This is a genomic window from Pseudomonas rubra, assembly GCF_028656935.1.
In the GTDB taxonomy this organism is placed as follows: domain Bacteria; phylum Pseudomonadota; class Gammaproteobacteria; order Pseudomonadales; family Pseudomonadaceae; genus Aquipseudomonas; species Aquipseudomonas rubra.
In genome coordinates this window covers 1-26063 of record NZ_JAMDGZ010000086.1, presented here as the reverse complement: position 1 = coordinate 26063, position 26063 = coordinate 1, and the positions used below count along the sequence as shown (strand labels likewise).

The window sequence follows — 26063 nt, the reverse complement described above, 5'->3', positions numbered from 1 at the left end:
AACCATAGAATCTCCCACAACGCCAATCCTGTGGGAGCGGGCTTGCCCCGCGATGACGACTAACCTGCCAAGCACATATCCAAAAACGCCATCCTTGTAGGGCAATCCCTACCCCAAGCCTTCCAACACGCTGATATCAATCTCTCTCCACCCCCGATTTGCGCCGCTCTGCGCCTTCACTAGGCTTGGATACAGCAGTCATCCAACAAAAAGGTGCGGGTATGAGTGAGGTGAATTCGAGCGCTGCAGCCGGCGAAGTGCTGGTCAGCTTCCGTGGTGTGCAGAAGAGCTACGACGGCGAATCGCTGATCGTCAAGGACCTCAACCTGGATATCCGCAAGGGAGAGTTCCTCACCTTGCTCGGCCCGTCCGGATCCGGCAAGACCACCAGCCTGATGATGCTCGCCGGCTTTGAAACGCCGACCGCCGGTGAAATCCAGCTGGCCGGCCGCTCGATCAACAACGTGCCGCCGCACAAGCGCGACATCGGAATGGTTTTCCAGAATTATGCGCTGTTCCCGCACATGACCGTGGCCGAGAACCTGGCCTTCCCCCTGAGTGTGCGCAACCTGAGCAAGACCGACATCAGCGAGCGGGTCAAGCGCGTGCTCAACATGGTCCAGCTCGACGCCTTCGCCCAGCGTTACCCCGGCCAGCTTTCCGGTGGCCAGCAGCAGCGGGTGGCACTGGCACGCGCGTTGGTGTTCGAGCCGCAACTGGTGTTGATGGACGAACCGCTGGGTGCCCTCGACAAGCAGCTGCGCGAACACATGCAGATGGAAATCAAGCACCTGCACCAGCGCCTGGGCGTCACCGTGGTGTACGTCACCCACGACCAGGGTGAAGCACTGACCATGTCCGACCGCGTGGCGGTGTTCCACCAGGGCGAGATCCAGCAGATCGCCGACCCGCGTACCCTTTATGAAGAGCCGAAGAACACCTTTGTGGCCAACTTCATCGGTGAAAACAACCGCATCAATGGCCGCTTGATCAGTCAGGACGGCGAGCGTTGCCAGGTGCAACTGGCGCGTGGCGAGAAAGTCGAGGCCCTGGCGGTGAACGTTGGCCAGAGCGGCGATCCGGTGACCCTGTCGATCCGCCCCGAGCGCGTGCGTCTCAATGGCCACAGCGAAAGCTGCGTCAATCGATTCTCTGGGCGGGTGGCCGAGTTCATTTACCTGGGCGACCACGTGCGGGTGCGCCTGGAAGTCTGCGGCAAGGCCGATTTCTTCGTGAAGCAGCCAATTGCCGAACTCGACCCGGCCCTGGCTGTGGGCGATGTGGTACCGCTTGGCTGGCAGGTGGAGCACGCCCGCGCGCTCGACCCTCTGCTCGAAGCCCATTGAAGGTTTGCTTCACCAACCCTGTACTGTGGAGAGAATAATAATGCTCAAGCACTTGAAGTTGACCGCCCTGACCCTGGGCCTTTTTGCCGCAACCCAGGCCATGGCGGCGGCCGACCTGACCGTGATTTCCTTCGGTGGCGCCAACAAGGCAGCCCAGGTCAAGGCGTTCTACGAGCCATGGGAAAAGGCGGGCAACGGCAAGATCGTCGCTGGCGAGTACAACGGTGAAATGGCCAAGGTCAAAGCCATGGTCGACACCAAGAGCGTGTCGTGGAACCTGGTGGAGGTCGAGTCGCCGGAGCTGGCCCGCGGCTGCGACGAAGGCATGTTCGAAGAGCTTGACCCTGCATTGTTCGGTAACGAGTCCGACTACGTTCCCGGTGCTATCCAGCCTTGCGGCGTTGGTTTCTTCGTCTGGTCCACGGTTATGGCCTACAACGCCGACAAGCTGAAGAGCGCACCGACCAGTTGGGCGGACTTCTGGGACACCAAGCAATTCCCCGGTAAGCGTGGCCTGCGCAAGGGCGCCAAGTACACCCTCGAGTTTGCCCTGATGGCCGACGGCGTTGCGCCCAAGGACGTTTACAAAGTGCTTGGCACCAAGGAAGGTCAGGATCGCGCCTTCAAGAAACTCGACGAACTCAAGCCCAGCATCCAGTGGTGGGAAGCCGGTGCGCAACCACCGCAGTACCTGGCCTCGGGTGATGTGGTCATGAGTTCGGCCTACAACGGCCGTATTGCCGCCGTGCAAAAAGAAAGCAACCTGAAAGTCGTCTGGAATGGCGGTATCTACGACTTCGACGCCTGGGCCATCCCTAAGGGCGCCAAGAACGCCGAAGAGGCGAAGAAGTTCATCGCCTACTCGGTCAAGCCCGAGCAGCAGAAGATCTATTCCGAAAACATTGCCTACGGCCCGGCCAACTCCAAAGCCGTTGCGCTGCTGTCTGACGAGATCAAGAAAGACATGCCGACGACCCCGGAGAACATCGCCAACCAAGTACAGATCGACGTAGCGTTCTGGGCCGACAACAGCGAGCAGCTGGAACAACGCTTTAACGCCTGGGCTGCCAAGTAAGGGCTGCTGATGGGGCGTCGGCTTGCCGCCGACGCTCCTTGTTCTCAAGATTTCGGAGTTCGCTATGGCCATCGCAGTGCCCCTGAATGAAGGCGCCGGTTCCAACCTCAAGCAGCGCCTCAAGCGTGCCGAGCGGGTCAACCGCTGGAAGGCGCAAGCGCTGATCGCGCCGCTGGCGCTGTTCCTGCTGCTGGTGTTCCTCGTGCCGATTGCTGCGCTGTTGTACAAGAGCGTGGGCAACCCGGAAGTGGTCGGCGGCTTGCCGCAGACTGTGACCGCCGTGGCCCAGTGGGATGGCAAGGGCTTGCCAGGGGAGCCTGTGTACAAGGCGCTGAGCGAAGACCTCGCCCAGGCGCGCAAGAACCAGACCCTGGGCGATACCTCCAAGCGCCTGAATATGGAGCTGGCCGGCTATCGCAGCCTGCTGGCCAAAACTGCCCGGGCGCTACCGTTCAAGACCGAGCCGGCTTCCTATAAAGAAGCCTTGCAGGAACTGGACGAGCGTTGGGGGGATCCGGCCTACTGGCAGGCGATCCGCCGTAACACCAGTAGCGTCACCCCGTTCTACCTGCTGGCGGCCTTGGACCATCGTATCGATGACCTCGGCGAGCTGGCCAAGGCCACCCCGGACCAGGCCATTTACCTGGATATCTTCACCCGCACCCTGTGGATGGGTTTTGTCATCACCGCCATCTGCCTGGTATTGGCTTATCCATTGGCCTACTTACTGGCCAACCTGCCAACCCGGCAGAGCAACCTGCTGATGATTCTGGTGCTGCTGCCGTTCTGGACCTCGATCCTGGTGCGGGTCGCGGCCTGGATCGTGCTGCTGCAGTCAGGCGGGCTGATCAACAGCGCGCTGATGGCCATGGGTATTATCGACAAGCCGTTGGAACTGGTGTTCAACCGCACCGGGGTGTACATCTCCATGGTGCACATCCTGCTGCCGTTCATGATCTTGCCGATCTACAGCGTGATGAAGGGTATCTCGCCCACCTATATGCGTGCGGCGATTTCCTTGGGCTGTCATCCGTTTGCCAGCTTCTGGCGGGTGTACTTCCCGCAAACCTACGCGGGTGTAGGCGCGGGCTGCCTGCTGGTGTTCATCCTTGCCATCGGCTACTACATCACCCCGGCGCTGCTCGGCAGCCCCAATGACCAGATGGTCAGCTACTTCGTGGCCTTCTACACCAACACCAGCATCAACTGGGGCATGGCAACCGCGCTGGGCGGCTTGCTGTTGCTGGCCACCGTGCTGCTTTACCTGATCTATAGCTGGCTGGTCGGCGCCAGCCGCCTGCGCCTGAGCTGAGGAGCGTTGTCATGCTGAGCCCCTACATGTCGCCCGTCGAGCGGGTCTGGTTCTACAGCTTGCGCATCCTTTGCGGGCTGATCCTGTTGTTCCTGGTGTTGCCGGTGCTGGTGATCATTCCGCTGTCGTTCAACTCTGGCAGCTTCCTGGTCTATCCGTTACAGGGCTTCTCGCTGCAGTGGTACCAGGACTTCTTCGCCTCCGCCGAATGGATGCGGGCGCTTAAGAACAGCATCATCGTTGCCCCGGCAGCTACGGCGCTGGCCATGGTCTTCGGCACCCTGGCCTCGATCGGCCTGACTCGCGGCGATTTCCCGGGCAAGTCGCTGATCATGGCCCTGGTGATTTCGCCCATGGTCGTGCCGGTGGTGATCATTGGTGTGGCCAGCTACCTGTTCTTTGCGCCTTTGGGGATGGGTAACAGCTTCATCTCGCTGATCCTGGTGCATGCGGTGTTGGGGGTACCTTTCGTCATCATCACCGTGTCGGCGACCTTGCAGGGTTTCAACCACAACCTGGTACGCGCTGCTGCGAGCCTTGGTGCCTCGCCGCTGACGACCTTCCGTCGGGTGACCCTGCCGTTGATTGCGCCGGGGGTGATCTCCGGGGCGCTGTTCGCCTTCGCCACCTCGTTCGACGAAGTGGTGGTCACCCTGTTCCTTGCAGGCCCCGAGCAGGCCACCTTGCCAAGGCAGATGTTCAGCGGTATCCGCGAGAACCTCAGCCCGACCATTGCGGCTGCGGCAACCTTGCTGATCGCCTTCTCGGTGGTGCTGTTGCTGACTCTGGAGTGGCTGCGAGGGCGCAGCGAGAAGTTGCGTACCCAGCAACCGGGTTGAGGCCTTTCGGGGGGCAAGCCCGCACCCACAAGTTTGTAGGAGCGGGCTTGCCCGCGATGAGCACCCGTCGACCGCCTTGATACCGGTCAGCCCTGGAGCGTTTGCCTGAGGTACAATGCGCGCCACTGTGATTCTGCCTTCAGGTGCGCCATGCAGCCCTACGCTATTGCCCCCTCGATTCTCTCTGCCGACTTCGCCCGCCTGGGCGAGGAAGTCGACAATGTTCTGGCCGCCGGTGCCGACATAGTTCACTTCGATGTGATGGACAACCACTACGTGCCCAACCTGACCATCGGCCCGATGGTCTGCACGGCCCTGCGCAAGTATGGCGTCACTGCACCGATCGACGTGCACCTGATGGTCAGCCCGGTCGACCGCATCATTGGCGACTTCATCGAAGCGGGAGCCAGTTACATCACCTTCCATCCGGAAGCCACCCTGCACATCGATCGTTCGCTACAGTTGATTCGCGACGGCGGTTGCAAAGCCGGCCTGGTGTTCAACCCGGCAACCCCGCTCGACACCCTCAAATACGTGATGGACAAGGTCGATATGATCCTGTTGATGAGCGTCAACCCCGGCTTCGGTGGCCAGAAGTTCATCCCCGGCACCCTCGACAAGCTGCGCGAAGCCCGCGCCTTGATCGATGCCAGCGGCCGTGACATCCGCCTGGAGATCGACGGCGGGGTGAACGTCAACAACATCCGTGAAATCGCTGCCGCAGGCGCCGACACCTTCGTTGCCGGTTCCGCGATCTTCAATACTCCGGACTACCGTGAGGTGATCGCCAAGATGCGCGCCGAACTGGCCCTGGCCCGCCCATGAGTGGCTTCGAGCAGCTGTTCCCCGGCGCCCTGCCCAAACTGGTGATGTTTGATCTGGATGGTACTCTGATCGATTCGGTACCTGACTTGGCAGCGGCGGTGGATAACATGCTGCTCGCAATGGGCCGTCAGCCCGCCGGCCTTGAAGCAGTACGCCACTGGGTCGGCAATGGTGCGCCGGTGCTGGTGCGCCGTGCCCTGGCCGGCGGCCTCGACCACGAAGCGGTCGATGCCGACGAGGCCGAGCGTGGCCTGGAGCTGTTCATGCAGGCCTACGCCGAAAGCCATGAGCTGACGGTGGTCTATCCGGGGGTGCGCGACACCCTCAAGTGGTTGCACAAGCAGGGCGTGGAAATGGCCCTGATCACCAACAAGCCCGAGCGCTTCGTTGCGCCTTTGCTCGACCAGATGAAGATCGGTCGTTACTTCCGCTGGATCATCGGTGGCGACACCCTGCCGCAGAAAAAGCCCGATCCGGCCGCGTTGCTGTTTGTCATGAAGATGGCCAGCGTCTTGCCTGAGCAGGCCCTGTTTGTCGGCGACTCGCGCAGCGATGTGCTGGCGGCCAAGGCCGCCGGAGTCAAGTGTGTCGGCCTGAGCTATGGCTACAACCACGGCCGGCCGATCAGTGAAGAAGCGCCGTGCCTGGTCATCGATGACCTGCGAGCGCTGTTGCCTGGTTGCTTAGATCCGGCCACTGGGATAACGTTGGCGGACGTTCCATCCTCCTCTGATCGAGATTCCATCGTGGCGGCTACCGGCAAACTCTGGATGAAAGTCATCAAGGCCCTGGCCCGCTGGCGTTGGCGCGCCTGACTGCCGTCTGCCGGTCTATACCGGCCTGCTTGCCTGCCTGACCCATCTGCTGCTTGCCACGAGGCTATCATGACCCGCGAAGAATTCCTGCGCCTGGCTGCTGCCGGCTACAACCGCATCCCCCTGGCCTGTGAGACCCTGGCCGACTTCGACACCCCGCTGTCGATCTACCTGAAACTGGCTGACCAGCCCAATTCCTACCTGCTCGAATCGGTGCAGGGCGGCGAGAAGTGGGGGCGTTACTCGATCATCGGCCTGCCGTGCCGCACCGTGTTGCGCGTGCATGATCATCAGGTGCGGATCACCCACGACGGTGAGCTGATCGAAACGCATGAAGTGGAAGACCCGCTGGCGTTTGTCGAAGCCTTCAAGGAGCGCTACCAGGTACCGACCATCACCGGTCTGCCGCGCTTCAATGGTGGCCTGGTGGGCTACTTCGGTTATGACTGCGTGCGTTATGTCGAGCGGCGCCTGGGCAAGTGCCCGAATCCTGATCCGCTGGGCGTGCCGGACATCCTGCTGATGGTGTCCGATGCCGTGGTGGTGTTCGACAACCTGGCTGGCAAGATGCATGCGATCGTGCTGGCCGATCCGGCGCAGGAGCACGCCTACGAAAACGGCCTGGCACGCCTTGAGAGCCTGCTTGAGCAACTGCGCCAGCCCCTGGCCCCGCGTCGCGGTCTGGACCTTGGCGGGCCATTGCCGGCAGAACCTGAATTCCGCTCAAGCTTTACCCAGAGTGACTACGAGCGTGCGGTCGATACCATCAAGGAGTACATCCTTGCTGGCGACTGCATGCAGGTGGTGCCGTCGCAGCGCATGTCCATCGACTTCAAGGCCGCGCCGATCGATCTGTACCGGGCGCTGCGCTGCTTCAACCCGACGCCATACATGTACTTCTTCAACTTTGGCGACTTCCACGTCGTGGGCAGTTCGCCGGAAGTGCTGGTGCGGGTTGAGGACAACCTGGTCACCGTGCGCCCGATCGCCGGTACCCGGCCACGTGGTGCCAGCGAAGAGGCTGACCGCGCGCTGGAAGAAGACCTGCTGTCCGACGACAAGGAAATCGCCGAGCACCTGATGCTCATCGACCTTGGCCGTAACGACGCTGGCCGGGTATCGGAAACCGGCTCGGTCAAAGTCACCGAGAAGATGGTGATCGAGCGTTATTCCAACGTCATGCACATCGTTTCCAACGTCACCGGTGAGCTGAAACAGGGCCTGAGCGCCATGGATGCCCTACGCGCCATCCTGCCGGCCGGTACCTTGTCCGGCGCACCGAAAATTCGTGCCATGGAAATCATCGACGAGCTGGAACCGGTCAAGCGTGGCGTTTACGGCGGAGCGGTGGGTTACTTCGCCTGGAACGGCAACATGGACACGGCAATTGCCATCCGTACTGCAGTGATCAAGGACGGCGAGCTGCATGTGCAGGCCGGTGGCGGGATCGTTGCCGATTCGGTGCCTGCGCTTGAATGGGAAGAAACCATCAACAAGCGCCGGGCGATGTTCCGCGCAGTGGCGCTGGCCGAGCAGGCTCCGCGTAGCTGAGCCTGATCCACGGCGCCTGCTTGTAACAGGCGCCGTTTTCCTTCCCTAGAAATCCAGACTCAGTGCCAGGTTGATCCCCTGTTGGGTCAACTCGTCACTTTTGCGCCAGTTGTAGCTGCCGCGCAGGGCTAGCCCCGGTGCCAGGCTCTGGCTCAAACCCAGAGTTGCCCGATTCAGATTGCTCTGTGGGGTGTAGCCGGTCAGGGTGAAGTCGTTGCCCGGTAGGCTGTTGAGGTGGATGGTCAGGTCCTGGCGGTCGTCTTCGAACTCGTGCTCGTGAGCCACTTCGGCGAACAGCAAGGTGCTTGGCCCAGCTTGATACTTGCCCTGCAAACCCAGGCCCAGGCGCCGCGATTCTCGCTCCTGATCGTCGAAGCTCAAGGCGGTGGCGCGGGTGCCTTTCTCCGCATAGCCATCGACTTTCACCCGCGCATAGTCGGCGCTGACGAAGGGCGACAGGCTCCACCGGCTGCCGGGAGCCGCCAGGTCATAGCCCAGCCGCGCGGCAAAGGCCCACAGTTCGCCATCGGTATCACCTTTCTCGCTACGATCGTTCACGCCCAGGGCGAAGGTGCGCTTCAGATCGCTGTAGTCCAGGTGACCGCCGGTCAGGGTGGCATCAGCCCACCATTGGTTCTGCTGAAACTGGACGAAGGCGGTCGCCAGGTAACTGTCGAGCTTGTAGTCGGAGTCCTGCTGGCCAGCTTCGAGCTTTTGCTGGTAAACGCCGGTAGCAACGCCAATGCGCCAGGCATCATCCAGGCGATAGCTGCCGCCCAGGGTCAGGTTATAGCCATGGCCATCGGCACTTGCGGAGCTGCGTTGACTGTCGATATCCAGGTTTTGCCCACCGGCGGCAACGATGGCCTGCCATTGGCCAACCGGTTGCCAGTTGCCTTGCCATTGGTTGCGCAGTTCATCCTGGTGCGCGCGCAGGCTGGCGTGGGCCATTTCCGGCAGTAGCGTTAGCTCCCAAGGTGCAGAGAGGATCGAGAAGGCGTAGTCGGCGATCAGTTCTTGCCCGGCAGTGGTGGGGTGGACCGAGTCGTTGAACAGCAGTTTGCTCGGGTCGGGCGTGGCGCTGTTGAGGCCGTACGTGGGGTTTTGCACGCAGCCATTGCCGCTGAAACAGGTGCCGACCAGGTTTTGACCGGTGGCCAGGCCGAACTGCGCCGGGGAGGCCAGGGCCTCCTGCAGTAGCAGCGGCACGTTGAGCGGAATGATTTGGGCGTCAATCTGGCGCAGTTGGCCAACCAGTTGCTGGTTGAAGATGCTGCTCAACTGCGAAGCCGGGCCCTGCATTGGCGTGCCGTTGATTGCCGGGGTCAGGCCCAGGTCAGGCAGCAGCCAGACCATGATGTACTGCGCGCCGCCCTGTTGCAGGGCCTGGGCGCTGGCGGCCAGGCGATTGGCGGCAGCGGCGGCGGTTGCCGGGCTGGTGATCTGGCCTTGGAGGAAATCGTTGCCGCCACCGGTGAGGTAGTAAAGCGCGTTGGGATCGGCACGCAGCCCGCCGGCCAGGTATCCCGGGCGTTCGCGCAGAACGGTGCCGGCACCAGGATTACCCGGTGGGATGATCACATCGGAGGTGCCGGTGATCGAGTCGAGAATCTGATCTGTGCGGTAGCCGCCCACGGCCCAGTTGTTGCCGTCGGGGCGGCCGAGCGCGGCATTGACCGGGGAGGTGGACGCGCCCAGGTCGGTTGGCGCGATGCCCAGCTGTGCGCCGAGCAACATGGGCGAAACCGCGCCGAAAGCCTCGCCGTTGCCATAGGTCGGCCCAACCCGGTTGGTAAAGCGCTGGGTAGCGCCTGCTGGCCCGCCTGAATCAGGGAACTGTCCGGCATCGGCAAGGCTGTCGCCGAAGACGATCAAGGTCGAGTAAGGGGAGGGGGCTGCATAGGCGCTGGAGCAGGCCAGGGCCAGAAGGGAAAATGCACAGGGCAACAGGGAACGCGCATTCAACATCGCAAAGATCCTTTTTCGTTGTTGTTATCGGATGACGCCTTACGACGTTAGCAAAACATTCGGCGCGTCTTCCATCGCTAAAGCGTTTCGCCATGCCTCGGTCATATTGCGTGGACCGCGCCGGTAGGCTACTGTGCGGGAACGTATGAACGAGACCTACCCCGTGTTGATCGTCAGCAAACTCTTGATGCGCGTTATCAAGGCCCACGCCCGTTGGCGTTGGCGCGCCTGACTTTATCTCTTGCCGGTTAGCCGGCCCTGTACCGCTTTGCCTTTCTGAACGCTTTACCTGCTGTAGCCGGCTCTTGCTGGTGCACACAGGGAAGCTCGCACCTGTTGCTCAGTGCACAGGCACTTCGAAAGGCATGTATTCAAAGTCAGTAGATGCAAGAGGTTGAACCCAGATGTTACTGATGATCGACAACTATGACTCCTTCACCTACAACGTCGTGCAATACCTCGGCGAGTTGGGCGCAGAGGTCAAGGTCATTCGCAATGACGAACTGACCATCGCCCAGATCGAAGCCCTGAACCCCGAGCGCATTGTCGTTTCTCCTGGTCCCTGCACCCCGACCGAAGCCGGAGTGTCGCTTGCGGCCATCAAGCATTTCGCCGGCAAGCTGCCGATCCTCGGCGTCTGCCTGGGCCACCAGTCCATCGGTCAGGCTTTCGGTGGTGATGTGGTGCGCGCCCGCCAGGTGATGCATGGCAAGACCAGCCCCGTGTACCACAAGGACCTGGGTGTGTTCGCAGGCCTCAATAACCCGCTGACCGTGACCCGCTATCACTCGCTGGTGGTCAAGCGCGAAACCTTGCCCGATTGCCTGGAACTGACTGCCTGGACCGCCCTTGAGGACGGCTCGGTGGACGAGATCATGGGCCTGCGCCATAAAGAGCTGAACATCGAAGGGGTGCAGTTCCACCCCGAGTCGATCCTCACCGAGCAGGGCCACGAGCTGTTCGCCAACTTCCTCAAGCAGACCGGCGGTCGCCGTTAAGGATCGAACATGGATATCAAGAACGCGCTGAGCCGCATCGTCGGTCATCTGGACCTGAGCACAGAAGAAATGCGCGATGTCATGCGCGAAATCATGACAGGCCAATGCAGCGAGGCACAGATTGGCGCTTTCCTGATGGGCATGCGCATGAAGAGCGAGAGCATCGATGAAATCGTCGGTGCCGTTTCCGTGATGCGCGAGCTGGCTGACAAGGTCGAACTCAACACCCTCGACCAGGTGGTCGATGTGGTTGGCACTGGCGGCGATGGGGCCAACATCTTCAACGTTTCCACCGCCTCGGCCTTCGTCGTTGCCGCCGCCGGCTGCACCGTGGCCAAGCATGGCAACCGTGCGGTTTCGGGCAAGAGCGGCAGTGCCGACCTGCTGGAAGCGGCCGGTATCTACCTGAACCTGACGCCGGTACAGGTAGCGCGCTGCATCGACAGCGTCGGCATCGGCTTCATGTTTGCCCAGACCCACCACAAGGCGATGAAGTTCGCTGCCGGCCCACGTCGTGACTTGGGGCTGCGCACTCTGTTCAACATGCTCGGCCCGCTTACGAATCCGGCCGGGGTCAAGCACCAGGTCGTCGGCGTGTTCACCCAGGCACTGTGCCGCCCGCTGGCTGAAGTGCTGCAGCGCCTGGGCAGCAAGCATGTGCTGGTGGTGCACTCCAAGGACGGCCTGGACGAATTCAGCCTGGCCGCGCCGACCTTTGTTGCAGAACTCAAGAACGACCAGATCACCGAATACTGGGTCGAGCCCGAAGACCTCGGTATGAAAAGCCAGAGCCTGCACGGCCTTGCTGTGGAGAGCCCGGCCAAGTCGCTGGAGCTGATCCGCGATGCCCTGGGCCGACGCAAGACCGAAAACGGCCAGAAGGCGGCGGAAATGATCGTACTTAACGCCGGCGCCGCGCTGTACGCCGCCGACCACGCCATGAGCCTCAAGCAGGGCGTGGAGCTTGCACATGATGCATTGCACACCGGCCTTGCCCGGGAAAAACTCGAAGAACTCGGTGCCTTTACCGCGGTGTTCAAGCAGGAGAATGAAGGATGAGTGTGCCGACGGTTTTGGAAAAAATCCTCGCCCGCAAGGTCGAGGAGGTGGCCGAGCGCAGCGCCCGGGTCAGCCTGGCGGAGCTTGAGCGTCTGGCCAAAGCTGCTGACGCGCCGCGGGGATTTGCCAATGCCTTGGTCGAGCAGGCCAAGCGCAAGCAGCCGGCAGTGATTGCCGAAATCAAGAAGGCCTCGCCCAGCAAAGGCGTGATCCGCGAAAACTTCGTTCCGGCAGAGATCGCGGTCAGCTACGAGAAGGGCGGGGCGACCTGCCTGTCGGTGCTGACCGATGTCGATTACTTCCAGGGCGCTGATGTCTACCTGCAGCAAGCGCGTGCCGCGTGCAAGTTGCCGGTGATCCGCAAGGATTTCATGATCGATCCGTATCAGATCGTCGAGGCTCGGGCCCTGGGCGCTGACTGTGTACTGTTGATTGTCGCGGCGCTGGATGACGTGAAGATGGCCGAATTGGCTGCCACGGCAAAAAGCATCGGCCTCGATGTACTGGTCGAAGTGCACGATGGCGATGAGCTGGAGCGGGCACTCAAGACCCTCGATACACCACTGGTCGGGGTCAATAACCGTAACCTGCACAGCTTCGAAGTCAGCCTGGAAACCACCCTCGACCTGCTGCCGCGCATCCCCCGTGATCGCCTGGCCATCACCGAGAGCGGTATCCTCAACCGTGCCGACGTCGAGCTCATGGAAATCAACGAGGTGTACTCCTTCCTGGTCGGCGAAGCTTTCATGCGTGCCGAGCATCCGGGGCTGGAGCTGCAGCGTCTGTTCTTCCCGGAGCGCGCGGTGTAGAACCCGGTGCAAGGCCTGGACTGATTCAACTCTGAAGCCGGCAATGCCGGCTTTTTTGTACCTACAAGGTTAATGCGATGACTGATCGAGTAGTTGATGTCACTGTCGAGGCTGGGCTGCACGCCGAGCAGGAGCTGCTGGCAGCGGTGTGCAAAGGTGAAAAGGATTATGGCCTGTTGTTCTGGCGTCCGACTGACCGGGCCTTGGTCATGCCCCGGCGCATGAGCCGCCTGGATGGTTTCGAGGCGGCCTGCGCGGAGCTGGCGATTACCGGCTGGCCGGTGCTGTTGCGCGAAACCGGTGGTGAGCCGGTGCCGCAGTCGTCTGCGGTGATCAATATCGCCTTGGTGTATGTCGCGCCGAAAAGCGAAGGCGATCACGGCCGCATCGAAAATGCCTACGAGCGCCTGTGCCTGCCGTTGTGTGAGGTGCTGCGCGAATGGGGCGGTCTGGCATCGGTGGGGGAAATCGAGGGGGCGTTCTGTGATGGACGCTACAACGTCAACCTCAATGGCCGCAAACTGGTCGGCACTGCCCAGCGCTGGCGCCAGGGCCTGGGCGGTAAGCGTCCGGTGGTGCTGGTGCATGGCGCGCTGCTGCTGGATAACGAGCGTGAGTCGATGGTGGCCGCGGTCAATCGTTTCAATGAATGTTGCGAGCTGGAGCAACGTTGCCTGGCTGACAGCCACATTGCCTTGCACGAAGTGGTGCCCGATGCACCGCTGCTCGAACGCCTCGGCCAGGCCTACGCCGAGGTGATCAAGGGTATCGCGCGCGACTAACGGGTACCGAAGACCACCATGGTCTTGCCCTTGACGTGCACCAGGCTGCGCTCTTCAAGATCCTTGAGCACGCGGCCGACCATTTCCCGCGAACAACCGACAATCCGGCCGATCTCCTGGCGAGTGATCTTGATCTGCATACCGTCCGGGTGGGTCATGGCATCTGGCTGTTTGCACAACTCCAGCAAGCAGCGGGCGACCCTGCCGGTGACGTCGAAGAATGCCAGGTCACCGACCTTGCGTGTGGTATTGCGCAGGCGCTGGGCCATCTGACCGCCGAGGGCGTAGAGAATGTCCGGGTCGTGGCGGGCCAGTTCGCGGAATTTCTCGTAGCTGATCTCGGCGACTTCACATTCACTCTTGGCCCGGACCCAGGCACTGCGTTGCTGCTCTTGCCCTGCCGGTTCAAAAAGCCCCAGCTCCCCGAAGAAATCGCCGCTGTTGAGGTAAGCGATGATCATTTCGTGGCCATCGTCGTCTTCAATGAGAATGGTCACCGAACCCTTGACAATGAATGACAGGGTGTCGGCCTTGTCACCGGCGCAGATGATGTTGCTCTTGGCCGCATAGCGGCGGCGCTGGCAATGGACCAGCAGCTTGTCGATGTTCTTGATCTTGGCTGGAAGGGCTGATGCAACCATGGCTGGATCCCGGTCAGGAGGCGACGCTTGAATTACTTTTATAGGTTGTCTGGCGATATGTGCCAGTGATTTGGCGTCAGCTTATCAGACGCGTGTTCATCTATCGGCAGATTTAGCCATGCGCTTGAGCTTTTCCCCAGGGCCCGCAGGGTCTAAGCTGGCAGCCTTTTTTCCAACAAGGGAGTCCAGGTAATGAAGGTGCGTATCCAGTGGGCAGGTGAAGCCATGTTTCTGGGCGAATCAGGCAGCGGCCATGTGGTCGTGATGGACGGCCCGCCTGAGGCTGGAGGGCGTAACCTGGGGGTGCGGCCTATGGAGATGTTGCTGCTGGGCCTGGGCGGCTGCAGTAACTTCGATGTGGTGAGCATTCTGAAAAAATCCCGCCAGGCGGTGGAGAGCTGCGAAGCATTCCTTGAAGCTGAGCGCGCCAGTGAAGACCCCAAGGTATTCACCAAGATCCACCTGAATTTCGTGGTCAAGGGTCGTGGCCTGAAAGAAGCCCAGGTCAAGCGTGCGGTCGAGCTGTCGGCAGAGAAGTACTGCTCTGCGTCGATCATGCTCGGCCGGGCCGGCGTCGAGATCACCCACAGCTACGAGATCGTCGAGCTCGGCTAATAGTGAGTTAAGCCCGCTTCTGTAGGAGCGGGCTTGCCCCGCGATCAGGTTAACCGCGCAAGCGCTCCAGCCCGATAAGCCAGGCCAACCCTGGAACCAGTGCCAGTAACAACCAATGCAGGTTGAAGCCAAGCAAGCCGAAGATTTCTGCTGTGCTCCAGGTATTGCCAAACGCCTGTGAAAACAACAGGCACTGCAGCAAGGCAATCAGCGCTGCGAACAGCATGAAGACACTGCTGAGCAGGCGCTGCCTGTGGATAAAACAGCCGACGAGCAAGAACAGCAGTTGCCCGGGCAGGGAGAACAGCAGCAGGTCGAATATGCTGTTGCCATCGGGTTGGGATACATCTGGCAGCGTCAGGCTCAAGGCTTCCCCGCTCATGCCAGCGGTCATCAGGCACACGAACAGGTAAGCCACTGGTGCCAACCCCAGGCTTTGCAGCAAACGAATAGGAAACAGCCTGATCATCAGCGACGCAGCCCTGGCAGCATATTGAGTAAACCCTCCGGCAGCTGTGCACGTAGCCGACTGCTCAGATGCTCGCGGTGTTTCTGGTACAGCAGGCCCAGGCCAATCACGCCCAGCCCGATCAGGGTCAGCACCACCGGGAACAGCAGCGATTGGGCAAACACCTCATAAGACAGATAACCCAGGTACATCGCCACCCCCATGCCGCCAAAGACCATGAACAGCGGCCGGCGCAGCGGCAGCGCAATACCCATCAGGCTCAGATTGATCAGGCCGTACAGGGCTTTGTCCCATTCGCTGTCGGTGTCCAGCAGCGGCAAACCGAGCCAGAATGCCAGCAATCCGGCCAGGTAACCCCAGAACGCATAGTCCTGGCGAGTGCGGCCATCGATCACCAGGAATACCAGTAGCGTCGCCAGGCCAAACCACAGCGACACCGTGCGCCGTTGATTCCAGTCGAAGGCTTCGCCGTAGAACCATTCGCTCAGGTCCATGGACATGAACCACAAGGCCGCCGCAATTGGCATGACGATGAACGGGAAAGGGATCAGGCGCAGCATCAGCAAGCCGGCCAGCACCGTTGCCAGCTCCATCAGCAACCAGCCGCCCTGCACGTAGGTGTAGTAGTTGTGGTAATTGCCCTGGGCATCGTCCAGTGGCCAGAAACCGCTGATGCGCTCCACGGCGAACACCGCCAGCGGCACGATACTCACCGCCACCGCGGCAAGTACCCCTGCAGGTATGATTTGCCCGCGGCGTTGCATGAATAAACCGCCCAAGGTCAGCGCGCCGATGTACGCCAGTGCGACGGCCAGCAGGGCGCTGTCACCGATGCGCATCCAGGCTTCACTGAGCAGCCAGCCCATGGCAGCCATGATCAGCAGGGCGCCGAAGTAAAAGGCCACGTGGGCCAGCTGAAAACTGGCCTGGGTTTGCGGCTGGCGCTTGAGAAACTCAAGCAGGGCCTGATCCTGGCCCGGGTTCAGAACGCCGGCGCTGACTGCGCGGGCCAGGTCCTTGGCGTCGAAGCGTTCTGTCATCGGCAGTCCTAGATGCGATAAGTGCTTTTAGTCATGACCTTGGCCATCAGGCTCATGCCGAACTTGACCGGTGCCGGGAAGCGGAAGCCTCCAGCGTCCAGGGCCAACTCGGCATGCTGCTCTTCGTCGACGCGCATCTGCTCGAGAATCGCCCGGGACTTTTCATCCTCGGCCGGAATCTGCTCCAGGTGCTCGTCCAGGTGTTTGCACACCTGGTGCTCGGTGGCGGCGACGAAACCCAGGCTGACCTTGTCGCTGACCAGGCCCGCCAGGGCGCCAATGCCGAAGGACATGCCATAGAACAACGGGTTGAGCACGCTGGGATGGCTGCCGAGCTGGCGAATACGCTGCTCGCACCAAGCCAGGTGGTCGATTTCTTCTTCGGCGGCATGCTCCATGGCCTTGCGTACCTGGGGCAGCTTGGCGGTCAGGGCCTGGCCCTGGTACAGCGCCTGGGCACAGACTTCACCGGTGTGATTGATGCGCATGAGCCCGGCCACATGGCGGGTCTGGGTTTCGTCGAGGGTGACATCCGGCTGGATGATTGCCGGCGACGGCCGGGAAGGTTGGCCGCTGAAGGGCAGCAAGGTGCGCATGGCTGTGTCGGCCTGCAGCAACAAGCGGTCGAGCGGGGAATAGTGACGTTCGGTAGCCATCGGGCACCTCCGCAAGAATGTGCCCGACAGTTTACCCCAATCGCGAGGTCCAGGCTTGCCCTGGATCAGCCCGGAGGCCAGTGCATCTGACGCTGGCCAAGCACGTGCATATGAATGTGGTAGACGGTCTGCCCACCCAGCTCATTGCAGTTCATGACCACGCGAAAGCCATCTTCGCAGCCCAGTTCCTTGGCCAGCCGCTGAGCGGTAAACAGGATGTGTCCGGCCAGCCCTTTGTCTTCTTCGGTCAGGTCGTTGAGGGTGCGGATCGGTTTTTTCGGGATGACCAGAAAATGTACCGGGGCCTGTGGGGCGATATCGTGGAAGGCCAGAACCTGGTCGTCCTCGTAGATGATCTTGGCCGGGATTTCCCGGTTGATGATCTTGGTAAACAGAGTATCCACTACGGCTGCTCCATGAGGGTAATCGGACTCGAGTGTACGCAGGCCAGGCGCGTGCGCCCAGCCCTGTGCCATTAGCGTGGGCAATAGGCCTGGTTGATGGCGCCGGCCAGCTTGCGGCTGACCCAGCGCGACAACAGGCGCGGGCTGAAGGCCAGCCAGCGGTTACGGCGCCCGGGAATGATCAGCGCGCGGTTCTTGTCCAGCGCGCGCACGGTGTACAGCGCAACTTCTTCCGGGCTCAGGCAGCGTTGGCCTTTTTCCAGGCGCGGGATACGCCGCAACGGCGAGCGTACGGGACCGGGGCAGAGCACCGAAACCTTGATGCCGGTTCGTTTGAGTTCTTCGCGCAGGCCTTCGGAGAAGTGCAGCACATAAGCCTTGCTTGCCGCATAGCTGCTCATCCAGGGGCCGGGGGCGAAGGCGCAGAGGGAGGCGACGTTGAGTATCTGCCCGCCACCCTGGACCGCCATAGCATTGCCCAGGGCATGGCACAGGCGGGTCAGGGCAAGAATATTCACCTCGATCAGGTCCTGCTCATCGCTCCACTCCTGGGCCAGAAAATGCCCATAGGAGCGAATACCGGCGCAATTGACCAGCAGGTCGATGTGCCGTTCGCTTTCTTCCAGCTCCAGCAGGAACCCCGACAGGCGCAAGGGCTCGCCCAGGTCACAGGCGCGAAACAGCACTTCTACGCCAAAACGCTGGGTCAACTCGATGGCGATGCTTTCCAGCGGGTCACGCTGGCGGGCCACCAGGATCAGATTGCGTCCCCGACGTGCCAACGCCTCGGCCAGTGCCAGGCCCAGGCCACTGGAGGCCCCGGTGATCATGGCGTAACGGGTCATGCAGTTCTCCAGTCGGGAAGGGTGGCCAAAGTGCTCAGTTTACAGGTAGCGGGCCTGAGGTGCTGCTGACGTGATTCAAATGCCGGGCCTGAACACGGTCAATACCACCCCGGCGACGATCAGTACCAACCACAACGAGGCGAGGATGACCATGGCCTTGCTGTTGGGTGGTGGCGCCGGCCCAAAGCGGTTTTCGCCGCGATTGCCAGGCATCACCAGCAACAGCAAAAGCAGGATGTTGCCGACCCAGGGCAGTAGCACCAGCCAGCAGAGCCAGCCGCTCCAGTTCAGGTCGTGCAGGCGTTTGACAAAGAAGATCATGCTCATGATCCGTGCAATGAGGGCGCCAACCAGGACCAGGGCGGCCAGGTCATCCCACACCCAACTGACCAGCAAGCTCACCAGCAACGTGCCGGCTATCATTGCCCCGAGCAGCGCCAGGCTCCAGGCCAGCAGACGGATCCGGCCGATCCGGCCTTTTGGGCTCATTACCTGGTCTGCGAAGATCATTGTTTGGTTCATGCAGGCTTCCTTTGCCGTCTTGAATCGTGGATCAGCCTGGTCGTGGGCCCTGGGTGGAGGCCTTGGCTTGTGCCAGGTGGTACTCGGCATCCAGGCGGGCGATCAGTTGTTCCACCGAGCACAGCTGGTCGATGGCGCCGACGCCTTGGCCGGCAGACCAGACGGTCTTCCAGGCTTTGGCCTCGTCGTGAATGGGTTTGAGCTTGGTTTCGGTGTGGCTGCGCAGGGCCGCCATGTCGAAACCGGCGTTTTCCAGGCTCTGGCGCATGAAGCTGGCAGGCACCCCGGAAACCGCAGCGGTGTGGATAATATCGGCTGCCTTGGCTTCAAGCATCATTTGTTTGTAGGGGCCTGGCGCATGGCTTTCATGGGTGGCGATAAAACGAGTGCCCAGGTACGCGAGGTCGGCGCCCAGCACCTGGGCGGCGAGGACTTCGTGGCCGTGGTTGATGCATCCAGCCAGCAGCAGGGTCTTGTCGAAGAACTGACGGATCTCGGCGACCAGTGCGAACGGACTCCAGGTGCCGGCATGGCCACCGGCACCGGCGGCCACGGCAATCAGACCGTCAACACCGGCTTCAGCGGCTTTCTCGGCATGCCGGCGGGTGGTCACATCATGGAACACCAGGCCGCCGTAGCCATGCACGGCATCGACCAGTTCCTTCACTGCCCCGAGGCTGGTGATGACGATCGGCACCTTGTGTTCGACGCACAGTGCCAGGTCCGCCTGCAGGCGCGGGTTGCTTTGGTGCACGATCAAGTTGACCGCATAGGGCGCAGGGTTATCGAGGGCCGCAAGGCCTGCTTCGATTTCTTCGAGCCAGGTTTTGAACCCGGCGCTGTCTCGCTGGTTCAGCGCCGGGAAGCTCCCGACCACGCCATTGGCACAGCAGGCCAGCACCAGTTGCGGGTTGGAAATCAGGAACATCGGTGCCGCTACAACCGGCAGGCGCAAGCGTTGTTCGAGCAGGGCAGGCAATGACATGGCAGGTTTCCCGAGGCTGTGTAAGGGCTTAGGTTAGAACGGTTTGACCACCACCAGAATTACCACCGCCAGCAAGACCAGCACCGGCACTTCATTGAACCAGCGGTAGAACACGTGGCTACGTTTGTTTTCACCGCGGGCAAAGCGCTTGAGCTGTGCGCCGCACATATGGTGGTAACCGATCAGCAACACCACCAGGGTGAGCTTGGCGTGCATCCAGCCCTGGCTCATGAAGCCCGGGGTCAGGCTCAGCAGCCAGAGACCGAAGACCAGGCTGGCGATCATTGCTGGCAGCATGATGCCGCGGTACAGCTTGCGCTCCATGACCACGAAGCGTTCCTGGCTGATGCTGTCCTGACTTTGCGCGTGGTAAACGAACAAGCGCGGCAAGTAGAACAGGCCGGCGAACCAGCAGACCACGCTGACGATATGCAGCGCTTTGATCCAGAGAAAAAGCATGGGGTAAAGTTCCTTCAGGGTTCACGGTGGTCAGATAGTAGAGGCTGGGGCCGCTGCGAGCCATCGCAACAGTTGTGGGCGTGTTTCAGCCCCCCTATTATCGTGGGCTTTCCTGTTGGTTCGTTGATAAGGGGCACGCGTTATGGTCAAGGTCGGTATCGTTGGCGGCACGGGTTATACCGGGGTCGAGCTGCTGCGTCTGTTGGCGCAGCATCCGCAGGCCGAGGTGGCGGTGATCACCTCGCGCTCCGAAGCTGGCCTGGCCGTTGCCGACATGTACCCGAACCTGCGCGGCCACTACGACGGCCTGGCCTTCAGTGTTCCGGATGTGAAGACCCTGGCGGCTTGCGATGTGGTGTTCTTCGCCACCCCGCACGGTGTCGCTCACGCCCTGGCAGGCGAGTTGCTGGCCGCGGGCACCAAGGTCATCGACCTGTCCGCCGACTTCCGTCTGCAGGATGCTGACGAATGGGCCAAGTGGTATGGCCAGCCTCACGGCGCGCCAGAGCTGCTCAAGGACGCGGTCTATGGCCTGCCAGAGGTCAATCGTGAGCAGATTCGCCAGGCGCGTCTGATTGCCGTGCCGGGTTGCTACCCTACCGCCACCCAGTTGGGGTTCCTGCCGCTGCTCGAGGCCGGTATCGCCGATGCCTCGCGCCTGATCGCCGACTGCAAGTCCGGTGTCAGCGGCGCCGGTCGTGGTGCGGCGGTGGGCTCGCTGTTCTGTGAGGCGGGCGAGAGCATGAAGGCTTATGCTGTCAAGGGGCACCGTCACCTGCCGGAAATTACCCAGGGCCTGCGTCGGGCTGCCGGTAGTGATGTCGGCCTGACCTTTGTACCGCACCTGACGCCAATGATCCGCGGTATCCATTCGACCCTGTACGCTACCGTCGCCGATACGTCAGTCGATCTGCAGGCGCTATTCGAAAAACGCTACGCTGATGAACCGTTTGTCGACGTAATGCCGGCGGGTAGCCACCCGGAAACTCGTAGCGTGCGCGGTGCCAACGTCTGCCGGATTGCCGTGCATCGCCCGCAAGGCGGTGACCTGGTGGTGGTGCTGTCGGTGATCGATAACCTGGTCAAGGGCGCGTCGGGGCAGGCGGTACAGAACCTCAACATCCTCTTTGGCCTGGACGAGCGCATGGGGCTTTCCCACGCTGGCCTGTTGCCGTAAGCGGTAGGTTTCAAGCTGCACGTCAAAGATGGAGGCGGTCCGTTTATAGCTTGCCGCCAACCCCTTGCAGCTTTTGTATTGTTGACCGCTTTTCTCGGAGAAGCGGATAATGCGCGTCATCACGCATTATGGCGGCACAGCGCCGGGAGATAGTCAGCATGAGCGTCGAATCCTTCACCCCTCTGGCCTTGCAGTTCACTGAGGGTGCAGCGCACAAGGTGAAGAGCCTGGTCGATGAAGAAGGCAATGATCGCCTGAAGTTGCGAGTGTTCGTGACCGGCGGCGGTTGCTCGGGTTTTCAGTACGGTTTCACTTTCGATGAAGACGTGTCCGAAGACGACACCATCATTGAGCGCGAAGGCGTGGCCCTGGTGGTCGATCCGATGAGCTTCCAGTACCTGGCAGGAGCCGAGGTGGATTACCAGGAAGGCCTGGAAGGCTCGCGTTTCGTCATCAAGAACCCGAACGCCACCACAACTTGTGGTTGTGGTTCTTCGTTCTCGATCTGATCAAAAGGTAGTACCGCAAGCGCCGCGCCCATGCGCGGCGTTTTGCTGTCTGCGGTTTAGGCCGGGTAAATTGCGCCCAGCACCCGCAGGCCGCGGGCAGCGGTAACGCTGGGGCGATTGGCGGGGATGTGCTCCAGGCAGCAGTGGGCCAGCCAGGCGAAGGCCATGGCCTCGACCCAGTCCGGGTCGACGCCGCACGCGGCTGTGCTGCTGACCCGGGCGTTGGGCAGCAATGTGGCCAGTCGCTGCATCAGCACGCTGTTGTGCGCGCCGCCACCGCAGACCAGCACCGCCTGGGTGTCGTCTTGCGCCGCTTGCAACGAGCTGACGATACTGCGGGCAGTCAGTTCCAGCAGGGTGGCCTGGACGTCTTCATCCCGGTGGCTCGACTGTGCCGCCAGGTGCGACTGCAGCCAGGGCAGGTTGAACACCTCACGGCCGGTGCTTTTTGGTCCCAGGCCTGCGAAGAACGGATCGCTGAGCAGCGAGGCGAGCAGAGTGGGGATCACCTGGCCCTTGCTGGCCCAGGCGCCGTTGGCGTCATAGCTGTGTCCCAGCTTGTGCTCGATCCAGGCGTCGAGCAACACATTGCCTGGCCCGCAATCGAAGCCACTGACCGGTTTGTCCTGCTCGATCAGGCTCAGGTTGCTGAAGCCGCCGATGTTGAGCACCGCCAGGCGTTCGCTCTGTTGGGCGAACAGCGCTTCGTGAAAGGCCGGAACCAGCGGCGCACCCTGGCCACCAGCGGCAACGTCACGGCGACGAAAGTCGCTGATCACGCTGATGCCGGTGAGTTCGGCCAGCAGCGCCGGGTTGCCGATCTGTACGGTGAAGCCGCGTGCCGGTTCGTGGCGAATGGTCTGACCATGGCTACCGATGGCGCGAATGGCGTCAGGCGTGAGGTGATGGGCGGCCAGCAGGTGCTGGATACCTTCGGCGGCAAGACGCACCCACTGATTCTCCGCCAGGGCGGCACGGGCAATTTCGTCAAGCCCGCTGGCGCACAGGTTCAGCAGGTCCTGGCGCAGGCTGGCGGGCATGGGAATGTAATGGGTGGCGAGCAGCTTTAGTTGCTGCTCCTGTTCGATCAAGGCGATGTCCAGGCCATCGAGGCTGGTCCCGGACATCACACCCAGATAGAGCGGCATTGCTTAGCGCTTGCTCGAGGCGAGCAGAGTGGCCTTTTCCTGGTCCATGCGGGCAACCAGCGGCTGGCTCTGCTGCTGGAAGCGCTGGCGTTCGGCCTTGGCGATCGGGTCGGCCATTGGTAGCTTCTGCCCGAGCGGGTCGACGTGCACGCCGTTGACCTGGAACTCGTAGTGCAGGTGCGGGCCAGTGGACAGGCCGGTGGTGCCGATGTAGCCGATGATCTGCCCTTGCTTGACGCTGCCGCCGGTCTTGACGCCCTTGGCGAAGCCCTGCATGTGCCCGTAGAGCGTCTGGTAGCGGTTGCCGTGCTGGATGATCACGGTGTTGCCGTAACCGCCCCGGCGCCCCGCCAGCAGGACCTTGCCGTCACCGGCTGCCTTGATCGGCGTGCCTCGCGGCGCGGCGTAGTCGACACCTTTGTGTGCGCGGATCTTGTTCAGGATCGGGTGCTTGCGGCCTGCTGAGAAGCGCGAGCTGATACGGGCGAAATCAACCGGGGTACGGATGAACGCCTTGCGCATGCTATTGCCGTCAGCCGTGTAGTAGTTGGTATTGCCCTGCTTGTTGGTGTAGCGCACGGCGGTAAAGGTCTTGCCGCGGTTGGTAAAGCGCGCGGACAGGATATTACCGGTACCGACGACCTTGTCGTTCATGACCTTCTGTTCGTAGACCACGTCGAACTCGTCGCCCTGGCGGATATCCTGGGCGAAGTCGATGTCGTATCCGAAGATGCGCGCCATATCCATGGTCAGGTTGTGATTGAGTCCGGCACGTTGCGCCGAGGCCGACAGCGAGCTCTTGATCACACCGTGCACATAGGCGGTGCGCATCACAGGCTTGCTGACCTCACGGTTGAACGCGTAACCGTTTGCGCTCTTGGTCAGGCGAATGGTCTCCAGGTCGCTGAGCTTGCTGTGCAGGCTGGCCAGTTGGCCGTCCTTGTCCAGTTCGATCTGCAGCACCTGGCCATGCTTGAGCTGGCTGAATTGCTTGGCCTGCTTGTTGCTGGCCAGCACCTCATGTACTGCGTTGGCGGGCAAGCCGACCTTGGCGAACAGGGTCGAGAGGGTGTCGCCACGGCTCACGGTGACTTCGCGGTGGCTCGGGTCTTTGCTCGCTGGCGCGGCTTGGGTTGCGGCTGGAGCAGGCTCGGCCTTGGCGGTTTCCTCGGCTTTGGTGGTGCTGTTGTCGATTTGCGCAAACGGTGAAGGCGCAGCGTCGGTGTTCTGGGTAAGGGGGGCTTCTTGTTCCTGCTTGAGTTGTTCGGCCGGGCTTTCCAGCTCCAGGTTCAGGGTGGTTTTCTTGGCTTCGACCTCACTGGATGGGAACACCAGCAAGGCCAGGCTGAGTAAGGCGGCGATGCCGCTGGCGGCCAACAGGTGGCTCTTCGGATAAAGCGGGGGCGCTTTAGGCGGTTCGTTGGTCATAGATGAATTGACTTTGAAATAGATGAAGTAGAAAAGATGAATGACATGATGAAGATGAAATAACTGTATAAAATATAACCAAATCCCCTCCAGCGCAAGCGCGCAGACGTCATCAGTCGGCTTCGAGGTCACACGCGGGGCAAAAACTTGTATTTGATGGCTGATCTTGTATGGTTGGGTCCCTTTGAATCTGAGCCTTGCGGGTCTGTTATGAAGTCGGTTGAAGAGCAGCTAGCGCTGATCAAGCGTGGAGCGGAAGAGGTACTGGTCGAGTCCGAGTTGGTCGAGAGGCTCAAGCGCGGGCAACCGTTGCGGATCAAGGCGGGTTTTGACCCGACAGCGCCTGACCTGCACCTGGGGCATACCGTCCTGATCAACAAGCTGCGCCAGTTCCAGGATCTGGGCCACCAGGTGATCTTCCTGATCGGTGACTTCACCGGCATGATCGGTGACCCGAGCGGCAAGAGCGCTACCCGCCCGCCGCTGACTCGCGAGCAGGTGCTGGATAACGCTGAGACCTATAAACAGCAGGTGTTCAAGATTCTCGACCCGGCCAAGACCGAGGTCGCGTTCAACTCTACCTGGATGGACAAGCTCAGCCCTGCCGACTTCATTCGACTGGCGTCGCAGTACACCGTGGCGCGCATGCTCGAGCGCGACGACTTCGACAAGCGCTACACCACCAACCAGCCGATCGCGATCCATGAGTTCCTCTACCCGTTGGTGCAGGGGTATGACTCGGTGGCACTGAAGTGCGATGTCGAGCTGGGTGGTACGGACCAGAAATTCAACCTGCTGATGGGGCGCGAGTTGCAGCGTGCCTACGGCCAGGAAGCGCAGAACATCGTGACCATGCCGCTGCTCGAAGGGCTTGACGGCGTGAAGAAGATGTCCAAGTCACTGGGCAATTATGTCGGCATCCAGGAAGCCCCGGGGGTGATGTACAGCAAGCTCGTGTCGATTCCTGACACCTTGATGTGGCGTTACTTCGAGCTGCTGAGCTTCCGTTCCATGGAAGAGATCGAGCAGTTCCGTGCCGATGTCGCCAATGGCGCGAACCCGCGTGACATCAAGATCAAGCTGGCGGAAGAGATCGTTGCGCGCTTCCATGGTGAGGAGGCTGCCACCAATGCTCACCGCGCGGCAGGTAACCGTATGAAAGAGGGCGAGTTGCCGGAGAATCTGCCTGATATCGAGGTCGCTGCGGCTGAAGGCTTGCCGATCGCTGCCGTGTTGAACCGGGCGGGCCTGGTGAAAAACTCGGCGATGGCGCGGGATCTGCTCAATGGCGGCGCCGTGAAAGTCGACGGTGTGGTGGTTGATCGCGACTTCATGTTTGCACTTGGCGTTACCCATGTGTGTCAGGCGGGCAAGAAGGCATTTGCCCGGATAACGTTGAAGGCTGAGTAAGCAGCGTTCTTCTATATATAGGCAAACAGTGTTTCGGGGCTGATTTTAAGAGGTTTGAAATTAGCCCTTGACGCTCGATTTAATCTCTCTATAATTCGCCCCACTTCCGGCGCAGTCGGAACTGAAAACTCCTTGAGTTTCAAAGAGTTAGCGGTTCAGGATGGTGTTGGAGGGGCTTCGATCGAAAGGTCGGTAGCGGTGAAAAAGGTGGTTGACAGCGAATTGAAACGCTGTAGAATTCGCCTCCCGCTAACGAGAGATCGCAGCGAGTCAAGCGGTTGAATTTGAACGAAAAACTTCAAAATAAACGCTTGACAGGCCCTGAGGAAAGCGTAGAATGCGCGCCTCGGTTGAGGCGAAAAGCTCTTAACCAACC

General features: G+C 61.2%; 27 protein-coding genes. 15 read left to right on the top strand and 12 right to left on the bottom strand.

All coding sequences use genetic code 11. The annotated features are described in order from the left end of the window. Positions 1-221 precede the first annotated feature (221 nt). From M5G17_RS27050 to trpE, 7 genes are all read left to right on the top strand, one after another. A complete protein-coding gene (locus tag M5G17_RS27050) occupies positions 222-1346 on the top strand; it encodes an ABC transporter ATP-binding protein (protein WP_273895916.1) in 1125 nt (374 codons plus the stop codon). A 40-nt stretch (positions 1347-1386) separates the two neighbouring features. Continuing rightward, positions 1387-2421 (top strand): ABC transporter substrate-binding protein, encoded by a 1035-nt coding sequence (locus M5G17_RS27045; protein WP_273895915.1) that lies wholly within the window; start codon positions 1387-1389, stop codon positions 2419-2421. Between the two features lie 64 nt (positions 2422-2485). Continuing rightward, complete coding sequence (locus M5G17_RS27040; protein ID WP_130266552.1) at positions 2486-3733, top strand: ABC transporter permease; 1248 nt, start codon at positions 2486-2488, stop codon at positions 3731-3733. Between the two features lie 11 nt (positions 3734-3744). After that, a complete protein-coding gene (locus M5G17_RS27035; RefSeq protein ID WP_273895914.1) occupies positions 3745-4572 on the top strand; it encodes an ABC transporter permease in 828 nt (275 codons plus the stop codon). Between the two features lie 150 nt (positions 4573-4722). Then, entirely contained in the window at positions 4723-5397 is a 675-nt protein-coding gene (gene rpe / locus M5G17_RS27030; protein WP_273895913.1) for a ribulose-phosphate 3-epimerase, read from the top strand. Then, on the top strand, positions 5394-6212 hold the full coding sequence (locus M5G17_RS27025) for a phosphoglycolate phosphatase (protein WP_273895912.1): 819 nt from the start codon (positions 5394-5396) through the stop codon (positions 6210-6212). The genes rpe and M5G17_RS27025 overlap by 4 nt, the downstream gene beginning before the upstream one ends. 69 nt (positions 6213-6281) lie before the next feature. Then, positions 6282-7763: an anthranilate synthase component I gene (gene trpE, locus M5G17_RS27020; protein ID WP_273895911.1), complete on the top strand. Its 1482-nt coding sequence runs from the start codon at positions 6282-6284 to the stop codon at positions 7761-7763. A gap of 45 nt (positions 7764-7808) precedes the next feature. Here the strand turns inward: trpE and estP are convergent, their stop codons facing one another. Further along, positions 7809-9728 carry an esterase EstP gene (gene estP, locus M5G17_RS27015; RefSeq protein WP_420793406.1) on the bottom strand — a complete coding sequence of 640 codons (1920 nt, stop codon included), beginning with the start codon at positions 9726-9728 and terminating at the stop codon, positions 7809-7811. Between the two features lie 407 nt (positions 9729-10135). Here estP and M5G17_RS27010 point away from each other — a divergent pair, with 407 nt between their 5' ends. From M5G17_RS27010 to M5G17_RS26995, 4 genes are all read left to right on the top strand, one after another. Next, positions 10136-10729 (top strand): aminodeoxychorismate/anthranilate synthase component II, encoded by a 594-nt coding sequence (locus M5G17_RS27010; RefSeq protein WP_273895909.1) that lies wholly within the window; start codon positions 10136-10138, stop codon positions 10727-10729. A 9-nt stretch (positions 10730-10738) separates the two neighbouring features. Further along, the gene (gene trpD / locus M5G17_RS27005; RefSeq protein ID WP_273895908.1) at positions 10739-11788 is read left to right on the top strand and encodes an anthranilate phosphoribosyltransferase; all 1050 of its coding nucleotides are present in this window, start codon (positions 10739-10741) and stop codon (positions 11786-11788) included. After that, on the top strand, positions 11785-12597 hold the full coding sequence (gene trpC, locus M5G17_RS27000; RefSeq protein ID WP_273895907.1) for an indole-3-glycerol phosphate synthase TrpC: 813 nt from the start codon (positions 11785-11787) through the stop codon (positions 12595-12597). The genes trpD and trpC overlap by 4 nt, the downstream gene beginning before the upstream one ends. A 77-nt stretch (positions 12598-12674) precedes the next feature. Then, positions 12675-13379 carry a lipoate--protein ligase family protein gene (locus M5G17_RS26995; RefSeq protein ID WP_273895906.1) on the top strand — a complete coding sequence of 235 codons (705 nt, stop codon included), beginning with the start codon at positions 12675-12677 and terminating at the stop codon, positions 13377-13379. On the opposite strand, the gene crp is transcribed toward M5G17_RS26995, so the two are convergent. Then, positions 13376-14020, bottom strand: a complete 645-nt coding sequence (gene crp / locus M5G17_RS26990) for a cAMP-activated global transcriptional regulator CRP (RefSeq protein ID WP_273895905.1) — start codon at positions 14018-14020, stop codon at positions 13376-13378. The genes M5G17_RS26995 and crp overlap by 4 nt on opposite strands. Before the next feature lie 192 nt (positions 14021-14212). Between crp and M5G17_RS26985 the strand changes: the two genes are divergently transcribed. Beyond that, the gene (locus M5G17_RS26985; RefSeq protein WP_273895904.1) at positions 14213-14635 is read left to right on the top strand and encodes an OsmC family protein; all 423 of its coding nucleotides are present in this window, start codon (positions 14213-14215) and stop codon (positions 14633-14635) included. Between the two features lie 49 nt (positions 14636-14684). On the opposite strand, the gene M5G17_RS26980 is transcribed toward M5G17_RS26985, so the two are convergent. From M5G17_RS26980 to hemJ, 8 genes are all read right to left on the bottom strand, one after another. After that, positions 14685-15104 carry a hypothetical protein gene (locus M5G17_RS26980; protein ID WP_273895903.1) on the bottom strand — a complete coding sequence of 140 codons (420 nt, stop codon included), beginning with the start codon at positions 15102-15104 and terminating at the stop codon, positions 14685-14687. Further along, positions 15104-16144, bottom strand: a complete 1041-nt coding sequence (locus tag M5G17_RS26975) for a DUF2157 domain-containing protein (RefSeq protein WP_273895902.1) — start codon at positions 16142-16144, stop codon at positions 15104-15106. The genes M5G17_RS26980 and M5G17_RS26975 overlap by 1 nt, the downstream gene beginning before the upstream one ends. Positions 16145-16152: 8 nt before the next feature. Next, positions 16153-16800 carry a 2-polyprenyl-3-methyl-6-methoxy-1,4-benzoquinone monooxygenase gene (gene coq7, locus M5G17_RS26970; RefSeq protein ID WP_130266538.1) on the bottom strand — a complete coding sequence of 216 codons (648 nt, stop codon included), beginning with the start codon at positions 16798-16800 and terminating at the stop codon, positions 16153-16155. Positions 16801-16865: 65 nt separating this feature from the next. After that, entirely contained in the window at positions 16866-17204 is a 339-nt protein-coding gene (locus tag M5G17_RS26965) for a histidine triad nucleotide-binding protein (RefSeq protein ID WP_045199336.1), read from the bottom strand. A 71-nt stretch (positions 17205-17275) separates the two neighbouring features. Next, positions 17276-18049, bottom strand: a complete 774-nt coding sequence (locus M5G17_RS26960; RefSeq protein WP_273895901.1) for an SDR family NAD(P)-dependent oxidoreductase — start codon at positions 18047-18049, stop codon at positions 17276-17278. Between the two features lie 75 nt (positions 18050-18124). Beyond that, positions 18125-18571: a DUF805 domain-containing protein gene (locus tag M5G17_RS26955; RefSeq protein WP_273895900.1), complete on the bottom strand. Its 447-nt coding sequence runs from the start codon at positions 18569-18571 to the stop codon at positions 18125-18127. 31 nt (positions 18572-18602) lie between these two features. Continuing rightward, positions 18603-19556, bottom strand: coding sequence for an NAD(P)H-dependent flavin oxidoreductase (locus tag M5G17_RS26950; protein WP_273895899.1), 954 nt, complete (start codon positions 19554-19556; stop codon positions 18603-18605). Between the two features lie 33 nt (positions 19557-19589). After that, positions 19590-20015 (bottom strand): protoporphyrinogen oxidase HemJ, encoded by a 426-nt coding sequence (hemJ, locus tag M5G17_RS26945; protein WP_273895898.1) that lies wholly within the window; start codon positions 20013-20015, stop codon positions 19590-19592. Positions 20016-20157: 142 nt separating this feature from the next. Here hemJ and argC point away from each other — a divergent pair, with 142 nt between their 5' ends. Together argC and erpA are read left to right on the top strand one after the other, a co-directional pair. Then, positions 20158-21192, top strand: coding sequence for an N-acetyl-gamma-glutamyl-phosphate reductase (gene argC / locus M5G17_RS26940; RefSeq protein WP_157190963.1), 1035 nt, complete (start codon positions 20158-20160; stop codon positions 21190-21192). 158 nt (positions 21193-21350) lie between these two features. Further along, on the top strand, positions 21351-21701 hold the full coding sequence (gene erpA / locus M5G17_RS26935; RefSeq protein ID WP_273895897.1) for an iron-sulfur cluster insertion protein ErpA: 351 nt from the start codon (positions 21351-21353) through the stop codon (positions 21699-21701). Between the two features lie 56 nt (positions 21702-21757). Here erpA and M5G17_RS26930 read toward each other — a convergent pair whose 3' ends face one another. Next, positions 21758-22849, bottom strand: a complete 1092-nt coding sequence (locus tag M5G17_RS26930; protein ID WP_273895896.1) for an anhydro-N-acetylmuramic acid kinase — start codon at positions 22847-22849, stop codon at positions 21758-21760. Between the two features lie 3 nt (positions 22850-22852). Further along, complete coding sequence (locus M5G17_RS26925) at positions 22853-24277, bottom strand: OapA family protein (protein WP_273895895.1); 1425 nt, start codon at positions 24275-24277, stop codon at positions 22853-22855. A 210-nt stretch (positions 24278-24487) separates the two neighbouring features. On the opposite strand from M5G17_RS26925, the gene tyrS reads away from it, so the two are divergent. Continuing rightward, positions 24488-25687: a tyrosine--tRNA ligase gene (gene tyrS / locus M5G17_RS26920; protein ID WP_273895894.1), complete on the top strand. Its 1200-nt coding sequence runs from the start codon at positions 24488-24490 to the stop codon at positions 25685-25687. Positions 25688-26063: the final 376 nt, after the last annotated feature.

What these genes read in the sequence shown, in the direction of transcription:
- M5G17_RS27050 (WP_273895916.1), top strand. Translation starts at nt 222, where the DNA reads ATGAGTGAGGTGAATTCGAGCGCTGCAGCCGGCGAAGTGCTGGTCAGC.
- hemJ (WP_273895898.1), bottom strand. Translation starts at nt 20,015, where the DNA reads ATGCTTTTTCTCTGGATCAAAGCGCTGCATATCGTCAGCGTGGTCTGC.
- M5G17_RS27025 (WP_273895912.1), top strand. Translation starts at nt 5,394, where the DNA reads ATGAGTGGCTTCGAGCAGCTGTTCCCCGGCGCCCTGCCCAAACTGGTG.
- M5G17_RS26955 (WP_273895900.1), bottom strand. Translation starts at nt 18,571, where the DNA reads ATGAACCAAACAATGATCTTCGCAGACCAGGTAATGAGCCCAAAAGGC.
- M5G17_RS26980 (WP_273895903.1), bottom strand. Translation starts at nt 15,104, where the DNA reads ATGATCAGGCTGTTTCCTATTCGTTTGCTGCAAAGCCTGGGGTTGGCA.
- M5G17_RS27040 (WP_130266552.1), top strand. Translation starts at nt 2,486, where the DNA reads ATGGCCATCGCAGTGCCCCTGAATGAAGGCGCCGGTTCCAACCTCAAG.
- erpA (WP_273895897.1), top strand. Translation starts at nt 21,351, where the DNA reads ATGAGCGTCGAATCCTTCACCCCTCTGGCCTTGCAGTTCACTGAGGGT.
- M5G17_RS26950 (WP_273895899.1), bottom strand. Translation starts at nt 19,556, where the DNA reads ATGTCATTGCCTGCCCTGCTCGAACAACGCTTGCGCCTGCCGGTTGTA.
- argC (WP_157190963.1), top strand. Translation starts at nt 20,158, where the DNA reads ATGGTCAAGGTCGGTATCGTTGGCGGCACGGGTTATACCGGGGTCGAG.
- rpe (WP_273895913.1), top strand. Translation starts at nt 4,723, where the DNA reads ATGCAGCCCTACGCTATTGCCCCCTCGATTCTCTCTGCCGACTTCGCC.
- trpC (WP_273895907.1), top strand. Translation starts at nt 11,785, where the DNA reads ATGAGTGTGCCGACGGTTTTGGAAAAAATCCTCGCCCGCAAGGTCGAG.
- M5G17_RS26995 (WP_273895906.1), top strand. Translation starts at nt 12,675, where the DNA reads ATGACTGATCGAGTAGTTGATGTCACTGTCGAGGCTGGGCTGCACGCC.
- M5G17_RS26975 (WP_273895902.1), bottom strand. Translation starts at nt 16,144, where the DNA reads ATGACAGAACGCTTCGACGCCAAGGACCTGGCCCGCGCAGTCAGCGCC.
- M5G17_RS26925 (WP_273895895.1), bottom strand. Translation starts at nt 24,277, where the DNA reads ATGACCAACGAACCGCCTAAAGCGCCCCCGCTTTATCCGAAGAGCCAC.
- M5G17_RS26985 (WP_273895904.1), top strand. Translation starts at nt 14,213, where the DNA reads ATGAAGGTGCGTATCCAGTGGGCAGGTGAAGCCATGTTTCTGGGCGAA.
- M5G17_RS27035 (WP_273895914.1), top strand. Translation starts at nt 3,745, where the DNA reads ATGCTGAGCCCCTACATGTCGCCCGTCGAGCGGGTCTGGTTCTACAGC.
- coq7 (WP_130266538.1), bottom strand. Translation starts at nt 16,800, where the DNA reads ATGGCTACCGAACGTCACTATTCCCCGCTCGACCGCTTGTTGCTGCAG.
- M5G17_RS26960 (WP_273895901.1), bottom strand. Translation starts at nt 18,049, where the DNA reads ATGACCCGTTACGCCATGATCACCGGGGCCTCCAGTGGCCTGGGCCTG.
- trpE (WP_273895911.1), top strand. Translation starts at nt 6,282, where the DNA reads ATGACCCGCGAAGAATTCCTGCGCCTGGCTGCTGCCGGCTACAACCGC.
- M5G17_RS27010 (WP_273895909.1), top strand. Translation starts at nt 10,136, where the DNA reads ATGTTACTGATGATCGACAACTATGACTCCTTCACCTACAACGTCGTG.
- tyrS (WP_273895894.1), top strand. Translation starts at nt 24,488, where the DNA reads ATGAAGTCGGTTGAAGAGCAGCTAGCGCTGATCAAGCGTGGAGCGGAA.
- M5G17_RS27045 (WP_273895915.1), top strand. Translation starts at nt 1,387, where the DNA reads ATGCTCAAGCACTTGAAGTTGACCGCCCTGACCCTGGGCCTTTTTGCC.
- M5G17_RS26930 (WP_273895896.1), bottom strand. Translation starts at nt 22,849, where the DNA reads ATGCCGCTCTATCTGGGTGTGATGTCCGGGACCAGCCTCGATGGCCTG.
- crp (WP_273895905.1), bottom strand. Translation starts at nt 14,020, where the DNA reads ATGGTTGCATCAGCCCTTCCAGCCAAGATCAAGAACATCGACAAGCTG.
- trpD (WP_273895908.1), top strand. Translation starts at nt 10,739, where the DNA reads ATGGATATCAAGAACGCGCTGAGCCGCATCGTCGGTCATCTGGACCTG.